Source organism: Streptomyces sp. AF1A (assembly GCF_047340315.1).
In the GTDB taxonomy this organism is placed as follows: Bacteria; Actinomycetota; Actinomycetes; order Streptomycetales; family Streptomycetaceae; genus Streptomyces.
In genome coordinates, this window is record NZ_JBLEBI010000197.1 from 1 (window position 1) to 12,662 (window position 12,662).

Consider the following 12,662-nt stretch of genomic DNA (forward strand, 5'->3'; position numbering starts at 1 on the left):
GCAACCTCGCCGCGGCCGTCGTCACCGTCAGCGGCCTGGTCGTGCTGCCCCTCGCGCTGTGGGCGGCGCTCGGCTCCGGCGACGGCAATGCCGCCCGCGCGGCCCGCACCCCCGCCAAGACGCCGGGCGGGAACTCCGGGACGGCGAGCCGGGCCGGTGCGAAGGGCACGGGCCGGGGCGCCGTCCAGGGCCGCCTGCACAACCTGGCCTCGGGCCTGTGTGTCGGCGTCGCCGGCGAGAAGGCGGTCCAGGGCGCCGAGACCGAGCTGGCCGCCTGCTCCTCCACGCCGAGCCAGCGGTGGACGTACGAGGCCGACGGACTGCTGCGCAACGCCGCCGCCCCCGAGCTGTGCCTGGACTCCCACCTCGGCTACTCGGTCCGGCTCGCCCCCTGCACGGCCACCGGCAAGGCCGCGAGGTACATCCGCTACGACTTCACCCTCCAGGGCGCCCTGATACCCCGTTGGAACCAGGATCTGGCCCTCGCCCCTGCCGCCACGGACGGCTCCGGCGCCCTCGTCCTCAAGACCCGCGCCCCCGGTTCCGCCCAGCGCTGGTCCGTCGACACCGCCAAGCCCGACCTGCAGATGCAGAACGTCAACTGGGACAGCGACAGCGACCCGTCGCCGGCCCCCACCGGGCAGTCGCCCACCACGCCCGGAGCCGGGGCCACCGGCAAGGCGTCCGGGACCCCGTCCTCGGCTCCCGGCCCGACGGCCACCACGACCGGCCCCGGAGCGTCGCCGTCCCCCTCCTACGACTGGTGCACCCAGTACCCCTCCTCCTGCGACGGAGGCGGCTACGGCGGCGGAAGTCACGGCGGCGGCTACGGCGGTGGCGGACACCGGCACCGCTGAGTCACGGGTGGTGCGGCGGCGCGGGGATCGTCGCCAGCCCGGGGGCCGGCTCCGGCCACACCAGCAGCACCGGGCAGGGCGCGTGGTCGACGGCGAACCGCACCGCGGGGCCGAGACTGCGCGGGCCCAGCCGGGAGCGGTCCCCGTCCCGCGCGAGCACCAGCAGATCGGCGCCCTCGGCGGCGGCCACCACCTCCCGTTCGACCCGGCCGGACCGCTCGTCGCGCGCACAGGGCCGGCCCAGCCGCGCGACCGCCGCGTCGAGCAGCTCGGCCGCCGAACTCCCGCCGAGCGCCTCCAGACGGTCGCCCGGATCCCGCTCGGGATGGCCCCGGCCGAGCAGCCCGGCGAACGCGCCGTGCGCGACACCGGGTACGTCCGGCCCGCTGACGTGCAGCAGCACCACTTCGGCGGACCGCGGCGTGTGGGCGCGCACGGCGTCCACGCAGGCGGGCCACGTGCCCTCGACGAGCCAGGCGATCACACGCATCCGGTCGGCCTCCTCGGGCTCACACCACCTCAGAAAACCCGTAGCGACCCCCACAGTGCCACCACCGAGACGGCGAGGGAGGACGGCACGGCGAGCAGGCCCAGCCGCGTGAACTCGCCGAGGTCCACCTCGTGCTCGTGGTGGTGCACGATCCGCCGCCACAGCAGCGTGGCCAGCGATCCGGCGTAGGTCAGGTTCGGGCCGATGTTCACCCCGAGCAGCACGGCCAGTACCGCGCCGGGTCCGGTCGGCGCCGCCAGCGGCAGCAGCACGAGCACCGCGGGCAGGTTGTTGACGAGGTTCGCCAGCACGGCGGCCAGCGCGGCGATCCCCAGCAGCGCGGGCAGCCCGGTGCCGGCCGGCACCACCCGCCCGAGCACGTCCGCGAGCCCGTTGTCGACGACCGCCCGCACCACGACGCCCAGGGCCAGGACGAACGCCAGGAACGCCGGGGCCGCCGCCCGGACGACGGTCAGCGGCGTCGCCCTGCCCCGCAGCAGCGCCCGCCCGGCCAGCACCAGGGCACCGGCGGCGGCGACCCAGGCGGGCGCCACCCCGAACGCGGACGCCACCACGAACCCGGCCAGCGTGCAGCCCACGGTCACCAGCGCGAACACTGGCAACCGGGGCGCCTGACCGGCGTCCCGCCCCGCCGGGGCCGCCGCCGCGAGGTCACGGGCGAAGAACCGCCGGAACACCAGGTACTCGGCGCCGATCGCCACCAGCCACGGCAGCGCCATCAGCGTGGCGAACCGGGTGAAGCTCAGCCCGCTCGCCGCGAACGCCAGCAGGTTCGTCAGATTGGACACCGGCAGCAGCAGCGACGCCGTGTTCGACAGATGGGTGCAGGCGTACACGTGCGGCTTGGGCCGTACGCCGGTGCGCGCGGCCGTGGCGAAGACCACCGGGGTCAGCAGCACGATCGTCGCGTCGAGGCTGAGCACCGCGGTGATCGCGGAGGCGAGTGCGAAGACCGCCGTCAGCAGCCGCACCGGACGCCCCGCCGCCCACCGGGCCGTCCATGCCCCGCACGCCTGGAACAGCCCCTCCACGTCACAGAAGTGGGCGAGCACCAGCACCGCCGCCAGGAACCCGACGACCGGTCCGAGCCGCTCCGCCTCGGCCCGCGCGTGGGCGAGCGGGATCGCGCCGGCGGCGACCGCGATCCCGGCGGCCGGGACGGCCGCCACCGCCTCCGGCCACCCGAACGGCCGGACGACGGCCCAGGCGAGCACGGCGGCGAGCAGCACGGCGGACAGGGCTTCGGCGAGCGGGCTGTTCAGGGCGGGTCCTTCCGGAAATGATCACGGGGTGCCCGCCCATGAAAACAGACGAACGCGAGCGGGCTACGACGTGCGGGTGCCCGCCGCGCCCAGGAACTCCGCCCAACCGCCCTGGGGGGCCTGCCCCGGCGAGAGCGTGCGCAGCTTGCGCAGCACCGCCGGGTCCTGCGCCTCCAGCCAGGCCACCAGCTGCTTGAAGGACACGAACCGCACGTCGTCGCCGTACTCGGCCATCTTCCCGATCGCCTCCTCGACGGCGTCCATGTAGATGCCGCCGTTCCAGCGCTCGAAGTGGTTGCCGATGAAGAAGGGGGCGCGGTTGGACTCGTACGCCCGGCGGAACCCGGCCAGGTAGGTGTCGCGGGCCTGGGCGCGCCAGGTGTCGAACTGGCCGCGGTCGCCGAGCGGGTTGCCGCCGGACTGGTTGAACATCATGTTGTAGTCCATCGACAGCACCTGGAAGGAGTGGCCGGAGAACGGTATGGACTGCAGCGGGAAGTCCCAGATTCGGCCGCCCTGCACCTTGCCCGGCCAGATCTGCAGCCCGCCGGGGGAGCTGGCGTCGTACTTCCAGCCGAGCGCGGCGGCGGTGGGCAGCAGGTTGGCCTGGCCCTCCAGGCAGGGGGTGCGGCCGCCGACCAGCTCCTTGCGGTAGTCGAAGGGCAGCGGTTCCAGGTCGGTGAAGCCGGTGTTGGTCTTCCAGTGCGTGACGAAGTCGACGGCCTGGTCGATCTCGCTGCGCCACTCGGCCGGGGACCAGTTGCGCACGCCGGTCGCGCCGCAGAAGTGCCCGTTGAAGTGGGTGCCGATCTCGTGGCCCTCCAGCCAGGCCGCCCGCACCTGCTGCAGGGTGGCGTGGATGTGCCGGTCGGCGAGGTAGCCGATGGCGGAGGCGCCGACCGGGTGCTGCGGCGGGCGGTACAGGTTCTTCTTGGACTCGGGCAGCGTGTAGATGCCGCTGAGGAAGAACGTCATCTTCGCGCCGTGGCCGGCGGCCACCTTGCGGAACCGGGAGAACAGCTTGTTGCTCAGCTCGCCCGCGCCGTCCCAGGAGAACACCACGAACTGCGGGGGCTTCTGGCCCGGGCTCAGCCGATCGGGCTTCGGCTGGTGCGGCTGGGGGCCGGTGTCAGCGGTGGAGCCGTCGCCGATCGGCTTGGCCTGCCGGGCCTGCGCGGTGGCGGTGCCGCCGTGCGCCGGGTCCGGGCCGTCGAAGGAGAGCCCGGTGCCGGAGGAGCAGGCGGCCAGCGCGCCCAGGGCGCCCGCCGCCGCTCCCGCCGTCAGCATCCGCCTGCGTGAGATCCCGCTCATGTTCTCCCCGATTCCTCGTCGTGGCCCCCGTGGGGGCGTCCTCGCCTGTGCGGTCGACGGGTTCGATGGGGGGAGCCGGCGGAAAGATCGCGGCGGGCGGTGCCTGTTGCCGCCCTGTGACAGTTGTGCCGTGGTCAGGACGAACCCCGCTGCCTCGGGGTGGCAGCGGGGTTCGTTGCGGAGGGGAGTGGAGGGGAGTGGGTCAGGGTGCGGTGCCGGGGCTGAGCACCGACAGGGAGACGGACGAGGAGTTGCCGGAGACCGGCACCGCACCGCCCGTCCACGCCACCTTCAGCTGGTCCCGCTCGTCCGGCGGCGTGACCAGCAGCGCGGCCGGCGTCGCCGTCTTCGCGCCGCTGATCCCCGGGTTGGAGAAGGTCAGCCCGGCCCAGGCGCTCTGCCCGGGCTTGAGGGTGACCGTCACGGGGGAGCCCGACTCACGCCTGGGGTCCGGGCCGAGCTGGGTGCCGGAGGAGTTCACGAAGGCCGCGCCCGGATAGCCGTGCACGGTGCAGGTCCGTGCGGACGTGTTGGTGAGCACCACGGGGAAGTTCTCCTGCCCGGCACCCGGGTCGTTGCGGCCCACGGAGGCGCGCAGTTCGGAGGTGTGGCAGCGGGTGCTCGCCGCGGTCGTCGCTGCGCCGCCCGACGTCGCGGTCGCCTTGGACGCGGTCGGTGAGGCCGCGCCACTGGGGGCGCGGGACGGGGCGGAGGAGGCGGACGACGGCGTCCCGGAGTCGCCGGTGGCGGGCGCCGCCGTGCCCGAGGCCGTCCTGGGCGGGTTGCTGTTGACGTCGTGGCCGTTGCCGCACGCGGTCAGGAGGCCCAGCACGGCGACCGTGCCCACGAGCAGGGCCCCGCGCCGCGCGGACCGGGGGGTGTACACCATGTCGCTCAACACTCCTGGATGTTCGGGGCACGCGACGGAGCGCGTGCCTATGGCGCCGGGTGCGCCGTCACCCCACTCCGATGCACGGGCCGCGGGAAAGGTTCGCGACGCACGGGGTTCTTTTCCCGCTTTGACCGACGTTCGACCCATCAGTCCGCCTGCAGCGAACGGAGTACGCCGTCGGTGGCGTCACCGTCACCCTGTTGGCGTATCTGCACGTACACCTGCGGCTGCCCGCCGCCGCGCACGGGTACGAGCGCCGACTCGGTGATCGAGCCGCCGTCGGCGCAGCCGCTCCAGGCCCGGACCAGCCCGCGGTAGTCCGCGTCGGCGAAGCCGCGGCTGCTGGCGTAGTGGCAGCCGGAGTGCGCGAGGGCCTTCACCCTGGCGGTGACGTCGCCGTGCTCGCTGAGCCCGACGAACACGCCGTCCACGGGGGCGGACAGATCGGGCCACCGGGCGAGGTCACCGGCCACCACCAGCCCCGGCTCGTGCCCCGCCCGGAGCCCCAGCGCCCGCGGATCCCAGCCGGAGTCGCGCAGCTCGCGGCCCCAGCCCGCGGGCACCCGGACGGCCACCCGGCCGGTGGTGTCGGCCACCCGCACCTCGTCCGGCCCCCCGTCGCGATGGATCAGCGCGGTCACCGTGACCGCCGCCGCCGTGGCGGCGAGGACCGCCGCCAGGGTCAGCGTCACCGCGTTCAGCCGGCCGCGGACCCCGTCCAGCCGCCGCACGGACGACGCCCCCGGCCCGGCCGCCAGCCGGTCCAGCTCCTGCGCGAACCCCTGCGCGGTCGGCCAGCGCCGGGCGCGGTCGGGCTCCAGCGCCCGCAGCAGCGCCCGCTGCACCCCGTCGTCCAGGTCCGGCCGCAGCCGCCCGGGTGGCACGACCCTGCCCGGCGGACCCGGCACCCTGCCCGTGACCAGCTCGTAGCCGACCGCGCCCAGGCTGTAGACGTCCGCCCGCTCGTCGATGCCCTCACCGGGCTCGGCCTGCTCCGGCGGCTGGTAGCCCGCCGAGCCCGCCGCGAGGGTGAGCACGGAGGCCTGCGCCAGGCTCTTGGCCAGCCCCAGGTCGGCCAGCAGCACCCGCCGGGTGCCGTCCGGGGCGGTGTGCAGCAGCACGTTGGTCGGCTTGATGTCGCGGTGCACGATCCCCGCCTCGTGCAGCGCGGCGGCGGCCCGCGCGGCCTCGGCCGTCAGCGCCAGCGCGTGGGACACCGGCAGCGGCCCGGCGGTCAGCAGGTCGGCGAGGGTGCCGCCGTCCGCGTACTCCATCACGAAGTACGGCCTGCCGTCGGGGAGTTCGCCGATGTCGTAGACCTGCACCACCCGGCTGGAGCCGGCCCGGCGCAGCAGCCGCGCCTCGGACAGGAAGCGGTCCCTGATGTCGAGGCGGTGCGACCAGTTCTCGGCGAGGACCTTCACCGCCACCGGGGCCTGGAGCTCCGGGTCGTGCGCGAGCCACACCGTGGCGAAGGCACCGGTGCCCAGCGGCCGTTCGAGGCGGTAGCGGCCGATCCGCTCCAGGGAGTGCATAGGACTATCATGCCTGGCCTGAGATCGACTCGAAGGGGGGCCCTGACGTGCAGGACGAGGCGTCGACGGAAGACCTCGCCCGGCGGGCCGCCGCCGGGGACCACACGGCTCTGGACCGGCTGCTGACCGGCATCCGGCCCGAGGTCCTGCGCCGCTGTGGGCGCTTCCTGCCCTGCCGGGAGGACGCCGAGGAGGCCGCCCAGGACGTGCTGTTCCAGGTGGCCCGGCACATCTCCGCCTTCGAGGGCCGCAGCCGCTTCGGCACCTGGCTGTACACCGTGGTCGCCAACTGCTGCCGGCAGAAGTACCGCGAGCTGAAGCGGCGAGCCGCCGAGCAGCCCGCCGCCATCGAGCCCTCGCACGCCGTCGACCCGCGCACCACCAGCGTCATCGCCGGCTCCCGGGTGGATCTGCTGGAAGCCCTGGACCGGCTGGAGCGCACCCATCCGCACCTGGTCGCGCCGCTGGTGTACCGGGACATCTGCCAGCTGGACTACGCCGAGGTCGCCGAGCGGGTCGGCATCCCGCTCGGCACCCTCAAGTCCCGCCTGCACGAGGCCCGCAAGCAGGTACGGCCCTGGCTGACGGCCTCCTGAGCGCTACCGGTCCTCCGCGAACAGGGGCAGCTCCGCCCAGATGGTCTTGCCCTCCCCGGTGTGCCGGCTGCCCCAGCGCTGGGTGAGCTGGGCGACCAGGAGCAGGCCCCGGCCGCCCTCGTCGAAGGTCTTCGCCCGGCGCAGGTGCGGGGCGGTGTGGCTGGTGTCGGAGACCTCGCAGATCAGGATGGCCGCGTCGTGGATCAGCCGGAGCCGGATCGGCGGGGCGCCGTACCGGATGGCGTTGGTGACCAGCTCGCTGACCACCAGCTCCGCCGTGAACGCGGTCTCGCTCAGCTCCCAGGCGGCCAGCTGGTCCAGGACCTGCTTGCGGATCGGCGCGACCAGCGCCGGGTCGGCGGGGATGTCCCAGGTGGCCACCTGCGAGGGGGGCAGGCCCTGGGTACGGGCGAGCAGCAGCGCCACGTCGTCGGGGGTGTCGCCGGACGGCAGCAGGGCGTGCAGGATGCGGTCGCAGGACTCGTCCAGGGACTCCGCGTGCGCGCCGAGGGCCTGCAGGAGCAGCTGCTGGCCGGCGTCGCCCTCCCGGTCCCGGGACTTCACCAGCCCGTCGGTGTACAGGGCGAGGACGCTGCCCTCCGGCAGGTCCACCTCGGCGGACTCGAACGGCAGCCCGCCCAGGCCCAGCGGGGGCCCGGCGGGCAGGTCGAGCTGGTGGGGCCGGCCGCCCGGCAGCAGCAGTGCGGGCGGCGGATGCCCGGCGCGCGCCAGCGTGCAGTGCCGCGACACCGGGTCGTACACGGCGTACAGGCAGGTGGCGCCGACCTCGCCGGTGCTGTCGTCGCCGGACTCCTCCGAGAGCCGCACCACCAGGTCGTCGAGGTGGGTGAGCAGCTCGTCCGGGGCCAGGTCGATGTCCGCGAGGGTGCGTACGGCGGTGCGCAGCCGGCCCATGGTGGCGGAGGCCTGCACGCCGTGCCCGACCACGTCCCCGACGACCATGGCGACGCGCATCCCGGACAGCGGGATCACGTCGAACCAGTCGCCGCCCACTCCGGCCCGGGCCGCCGGCAGATACCGGGAGGCGGCCTGCAGGGCGGCGGTCCGCGGCAGCGTCCGCGGCAGCAGGCTGCGCTGGAGGGCGAGCGCCGTCTCCCGCTCGCGGGTGTAGCGCCGGGCGTTGTCGATGCAGAGGGCGGCACGGTTGGTGATCTCCTCGGCCAGCAGCCGGTCGTCCGCGGAGAACCCGTCCGGGCGCCGGTGCCGGGTGAACACCGCCACGCCGAGGGTGCGTCCGCGGGCCTGGACGGGGACCGCCATCGAGGTGTGGGTGCCGAACGTCCGTGCCCGCTCGCCGCGCTCGGCGTTCCAGGTCAGCCACCGCTGCCGCACGGCGCCGCCCGACGCGGCGATGATCGTGTGGCCCGCGGTCAGCGAGTCCGCCTGCGGGGAGCCGGCCGGGTACCGCTCGGTCTGCCCCGGCTCGAGCACCGCCTCCGGCATCCCCTCGAGGACCGACCGCTGGGCGGCCCGGCGCAGGGTGACGGGCGCCTTGAGGCGCGCCGGCGGCTCGCCGCCGTGGTCATCGGGGTCCAGCAGGTCGACGGTGACGAAGTCGCCGAGCGCGGGGACGCACATGTCCGCCAGCTCCTGTGCCGTGCGGCTGACGTCCAGGGTGGTGCCGATCCGCACGCTCGCCTCGTTCAGCAGTTGCAGCCGCTGCCGGGCCCGGAGGTTGTCGGTGATGTCGACCGCGGCCATGGTCACGCCCCGCACCCGGCCGCCGTCGTCGGTGACCGGCGCCAGCCGGGCGAGCCAGGCGTGCGCCAGGTCCTCGCGGCCGGTGCGCACGACGGTCTCCATGTCCAGCGGCCGGCCGGAGGTCAGGACCCGGAGCATGCCCTGCTCGAGTTCCTCGCTCTGCGGCCGGCCGCCGATCTCCGCGACCCTGAGGCCCCGCACGCGCTCCGCGGGCAGGCCGATCACCTCGGCCATGGCGTCGTTCATCCGGCGCAGCCGCAGCTGGTCGTCGTACACGGCGAGGGCGCACGGGGACTGGAGCAGCCCCGCCTCGGCCAGCGGATCGTCCGGTGCGGGCGGCTCGCCGCCCGGCAGCGGGCTGATCACCAGCCAGTCGCCGTTGTGGTCCGCGCCCGGCGGCCGGTGGTGGGCGAGGAGCCACACGGAGAGCGTGCGGCCGTCCTGGTGGCGCAATCCCACTGTTCCGTCCCAGCGTGAGCCGGTGGGCAGGGCCGGGGCGAAGTCCCCGGCCAGCAGTCGCGCCGCGGGACGCCCCACGACGTCGCCGGCTTCGTGGCCGAGCAGGCGCCGCGCGCCCTCGTTCCACTCCGTCAGCGTTCCGTCGTCATCGATGACAGCCCGGGCCGTCGCCGCGTCGTCGAACGGATAGACCCGGCTCATCGTTGCCCGCTCCCAAGCGCACACTCACAGTGATCAGGTGGCACCACTCGCGTTCCAGCGTAGTGCTTCTGGCCCGTGCGCGAACCGCGGCCCCCCGGGTGCGGTTGATCGGTCGGTCGAACTCGGTCAAGAGGGAAATCCAGCCGATCTGTCATGAGCCGCAGTCGCAAGCTGCCGGACCCCTGACGATCGTGCGTGCCAGGGCGTCAGAATCTGTTTGTTAACGATCAGTTGTGCGTACTTCTGGGCCTTGATGAGGAGAGCCGTCATGACGGTCACGCGTAGATCGGTTCTGGCCGCAGCCACGGCAGCGCCCGCGGCCAGAGCAGTGCTGGACGTCTCCGCGGCCCCGGCCGCGCTCGCCGCCGAGGCGCCCGGCGGCGGGGGGCGTCACAGCGTGCCGCTGCGGGACGGCTGGCGCTTCGCGTTGGTCGACCCGGGCGGCATCACTCGGCTGGGTTCGTGCACCGGCCGAGTCCGTGTACCGGCCGGGTCGGTCCGACGCGTACCGGCCAGGATGGCGTACCGGTCAGGCACACGCGCCGGCCCGGTTCTCGCACTCGGCCGGCGCCTGCAGCGGGCCGGTGGGCGTACGGCCGTGCTCGTCCGGCTCGGGGCGAGCGCGGGCCGGTCGGTCCGCCGAGGGCCGGCGGCGGACCGCGGCCGGGGTGGGCCGCATGAATCCTCGTCTCACACCAGCGTCGGCTGCAGCGCACCCTCGTGCCGCAGCAGCCACGCCTTGCGCTCGACCCCGCCCGCGTACCCGCGCATCGAGCCGTCCGCGCCGATCACGCGGTGGCAGGGGCGGATGAGCAGCACGGGGTTGGCACCGAGCGCCCGGCCCACCGCGCGGATCTCGGCCCGGGACACGCCCAGCCGTGCGGCCAGCCCGCCGTAGGTGGTCGTCGTGCCGTACGGAATGTCCGCCAGGGCCTGCCAGACCCGCTGCTGGAACGGCGTGCCGGCGGCGGCGAGCGGCAGGTCGAAGCGGATCGGGCGGCCCGCGAAGTAGCCGTCCAGTTGGCGGTGCGCCTCGGTGAACGGCCGGTCGTCGCGGTCCTCCGGACGGACCGCCGGCGCGCCGCGCATCCCCGGCAGGGACAACGAGCCGAGCGTGAGGCCGGCGGGCGAGAGCGAGCCGGTCAGCAACAGGTCGCCGAGCGGGCTGGGGTGGACGGTGTGGACGGTGCGGCTGTTCATCGCATCTCCTCGGGTTTCCGCGTGCCCTGCCGAGTCTGCCGCGCCGCGCGCCCCGGGACCGGCGGGAATCGGACATGGCCGTCGGGCCGCTCAGGTACCCCGAAGAATACGGCCTGACCTGCGGATATTTACGGGTGAGTACCCGCGCGGTACCGTGAGGGCCATGCCAGCTCTCAACGTGGAGTTCAGCGACCGGGAACTCGAGGACCTGCGGCAGATCGCCAAGGAGCGCGGTACGTCGATGAAGGCCCTCGTGCGCGAGGCGGCCGCCGCCGACATAGCGCGGCACCGCGCCCTGCAGGAGGGCGCCGAGGCGTTCCGCCGCTTCTTCGCCGCCCACGCCGAGGAGTTCGCGGCCGCCTTTCCCGACGACGAGCCCCGCGCCAAGGGCGAGGCCGCCTGAGTGATGCCCTCCGTCATTCACATCGACGTCCCGTGGCTGCTGCAGCGGCACGAGGAGGTCCTGCCCGAGCAGCCCGCGGTCGACGACTTCTCCGCGCTGGTCGCCGCCGTCGCCCGGCACCGTGTCGATCCGCCCCGGCTGGGCGTGGACTCCGACCCCGCCTGGCGGGCCGCCGCCCTGCTGCACACCCTCGCCGTGCTCAAGCCGCTGCCCGCGGCCAACGCCCGCTTCGCCTGCGCGACCGCCGTGGCCTACATGTTCGTCAGCGGCGTCGGCATCGACCCGCCCTACGGCGCCCTGGTCGACCTCGCCCGCGACCTGATGTCCGACAAGACCGACGTGTACGGCGCGGCCGACCGGCTGCGCTCCTGGCAGATCTGAGCCCGCCCCCGGCCGACGGGGGAAGCCGCCGGGGCCGCCGGCCGGGGTGACCTCGGGTGAGGTCGACGGGGCCGCCGGCCGAGGGCGGGAGGGACAGGGCCGGCGACCGGTCGTACGCGGGAGAGCCTCCGCCCGCTGCCGGCCTCGACCGAGCCGCGGGTGCTCCACCCCACGTGGGGCCTTTCCAGAAGGGCCGACCCCAGTGCACTACCGGTCTGACCGGGCCCGGAAGCGTGCGCGGCCGCCCGGTGTGTGCACGCGCTTCACACGGGGCGCATGAAAAACCCGAAGCCACGGCACCGGGCCCGCTCTCACCCCGAATTGCTGACTTTCCTTCAATAAGGGCGTTGTCGTCCGTGTGTCTTGTTGCCCAAGTGGAACCTGTGCCAGGGTTGCAACGCCCGTGCGGGGGGCGAATTCCCGGGCTGTTTTCGGCAGTTGCGACGACCGGGCGACCCGGGCGACCGGGCTCCGGTGCATTCCCGCTCCCCGTGCGCACCCAGAGGTACGCACCAACGCACCACGCATCAAAGGAATCCGCTCAGTGCCCACCCCCCACCCCCCTCGTCCCCCGTATCCGCCGCCCGGCGGAGACGCCGGGGAGTCCGACGAGCTGCTCGCCGGCCCGCTGCGGGCCGGCTCCGACGCGGAGGCCTCCCGGTCCGCCGCACTGCTGATGGCGCGGCACTGGCGGCCCGCACACGACTACGCCGTCATCTGCCTCGCCGGGGCCGGGCCGCTCGCCCACATGGTCACCGCGACCGCCTTCCACCAGGTCCTCGGGCGACTCGCCCTCGGCGAACGCGCGGAGGCGCTGCGGCCCCGCCTGCTGGTGGCCGTCCGGGACACGGTGGTGAACTGGTCCGGCACGGAGCGGATCACCGCCTTGCTGCCCGGGCTCGGAAAACCCGCCGGGGGCCGCGGAATGCGCGCCGCGAAGACGCTGATTCCGGAGAACCGCGTCCTGTCCGACCGCTCCTTTTACGGCCTTCCCCGCCTGGAACAGGCGTTGTTGTGGCACGCGGAGGTCGAGGCCGAGCCGACGCACGTCCCCGCCACACTTCTCGGCATGGACACCGAGAGCGCGACGGCCGCCCTCGAACAGGCCCGGGACAAATTCCGGGAGGGGCTGGTGCGGGCCCACCGGGAACTCGCGCCGAGCCAGGACTGCCGCTACTACAACCGCCTGCTGGACATCCCGATCCGGCGGGGCGGCGCCCTGCTGCCCGACGTCCAGGAGCACCTGGCCGGCTGTGCGTACTGCCGGCACGCGGCCGAGCAACTGGGCCAGGCCGACGCGGCGTTGGGCGTGCTGCTCGCCGAGGCCGTGCT

Annotated in this window: 11 protein-coding genes and 2 pseudogenes; 6 read left to right on the plus strand and 7 right to left on the minus strand. The window is 74.5% G+C overall.

Features of this window, described 5'->3' with window-relative positions:
• Positions 1–857, plus strand: an 857-nt coding sequence (locus tag ACLU3S_RS31905; protein WP_413955457.1) for an RICIN domain-containing protein, incomplete at its 5' end; no start/stop codon positions are given.
• Position 858: 1 nt separating this feature from the next.
• Here ACLU3S_RS31905 and ACLU3S_RS31910 read toward each other — a convergent pair.
• The 5 genes from ACLU3S_RS31910 to ACLU3S_RS31930 form a co-directional block, all read right to left on the minus strand.
• On the minus strand, positions 859–1,347 hold the full coding sequence (locus ACLU3S_RS31910; RefSeq protein WP_413955458.1) for a universal stress protein: 489 nt from the start codon (positions 1,345–1,347) through the stop codon (positions 859–861).
• A gap of 29 nt (positions 1,348–1,376) precedes the next feature.
• Positions 1,377–2,630, minus strand: coding sequence for an SLC13 family permease (locus ACLU3S_RS31915; RefSeq protein ID WP_413955467.1), 1,254 nt, complete (start codon positions 2,628–2,630; stop codon positions 1,377–1,379).
• Between the two features lie 63 nt (positions 2,631–2,693).
• On the minus strand, positions 2,694–3,941 hold the full coding sequence (locus ACLU3S_RS31920) for a hypothetical protein (protein ID WP_413955459.1): 1,248 nt from the start codon (positions 3,939–3,941) through the stop codon (positions 2,694–2,696).
• Positions 3,942–4,143: 202 nt separating this feature from the next.
• Positions 4,144–4,830 carry a DUF4232 domain-containing protein gene (locus ACLU3S_RS31925; RefSeq protein ID WP_413955460.1) on the minus strand — a complete coding sequence of 229 codons (687 nt, stop codon included), beginning with the start codon at positions 4,828–4,830 and terminating at the stop codon, positions 4,144–4,146.
• A 149-nt stretch (positions 4,831–4,979) separates the two neighbouring features.
• Complete coding sequence (locus tag ACLU3S_RS31930; RefSeq protein ID WP_413955461.1) at positions 4,980–6,368, minus strand: serine/threonine-protein kinase; 1,389 nt, start codon at positions 6,366–6,368, stop codon at positions 4,980–4,982.
• Between the two features lie 47 nt (positions 6,369–6,415).
• Here ACLU3S_RS31930 and ACLU3S_RS31935 point away from each other — a divergent pair, with 47 nt between their 5' ends.
• A complete protein-coding gene (locus ACLU3S_RS31935; RefSeq protein ID WP_413955462.1) occupies positions 6,416–6,964 on the plus strand; it encodes an RNA polymerase sigma factor in 549 nt (182 codons plus the stop codon).
• Positions 6,965–6,967: 3 nt separating this feature from the next.
• On the opposite strand, the gene ACLU3S_RS31940 is transcribed toward ACLU3S_RS31935, so the two are convergent.
• Positions 6,968–9,346, minus strand: coding sequence for a SpoIIE family protein phosphatase (locus ACLU3S_RS31940; RefSeq protein ID WP_413955463.1), 2,379 nt, complete (start codon positions 9,344–9,346; stop codon positions 6,968–6,970).
• Positions 9,347–9,614: 268 nt separating this feature from the next.
• Between ACLU3S_RS31940 and ACLU3S_RS31945 the strand changes: the two are divergent.
• Positions 9,615–9,797: pseudogene (locus ACLU3S_RS31945) on the plus strand (hypothetical protein); the annotation flags it as partial.
• Between the two features lie 239 nt (positions 9,798–10,036).
• On the opposite strand, the gene ACLU3S_RS31950 reads toward ACLU3S_RS31945, so the two are convergent.
• Entirely contained in the window at positions 10,037–10,546 is a 510-nt protein-coding gene (locus ACLU3S_RS31950; RefSeq protein WP_413955464.1) for a methylated-DNA--[protein]-cysteine S-methyltransferase, read from the minus strand.
• Positions 10,547–10,709: 163 nt separating this feature from the next.
• Between ACLU3S_RS31950 and ACLU3S_RS31955 the strand changes: the two genes are divergently transcribed.
• From ACLU3S_RS31955 to ACLU3S_RS31965, 3 genes and pseudogenes are all read left to right on the plus strand, one after another.
• Positions 10,710–10,949: a hypothetical protein gene (locus ACLU3S_RS31955; protein ID WP_413955465.1), complete on the plus strand. Its 240-nt coding sequence runs from the start codon at positions 10,710–10,712 to the stop codon at positions 10,947–10,949.
• A 3-nt stretch (positions 10,950–10,952) separates the two neighbouring features.
• Positions 10,953–11,330 carry a toxin Doc gene (locus tag ACLU3S_RS31960; RefSeq protein WP_413955466.1) on the plus strand — a complete coding sequence of 126 codons (378 nt, stop codon included), beginning with the start codon at positions 10,953–10,955 and terminating at the stop codon, positions 11,328–11,330.
• Between the two features lie 544 nt (positions 11,331–11,874).
• A pseudogene (locus ACLU3S_RS31965) lies at positions 11,875–12,662 on the plus strand (hydrolase); the annotation flags it as partial.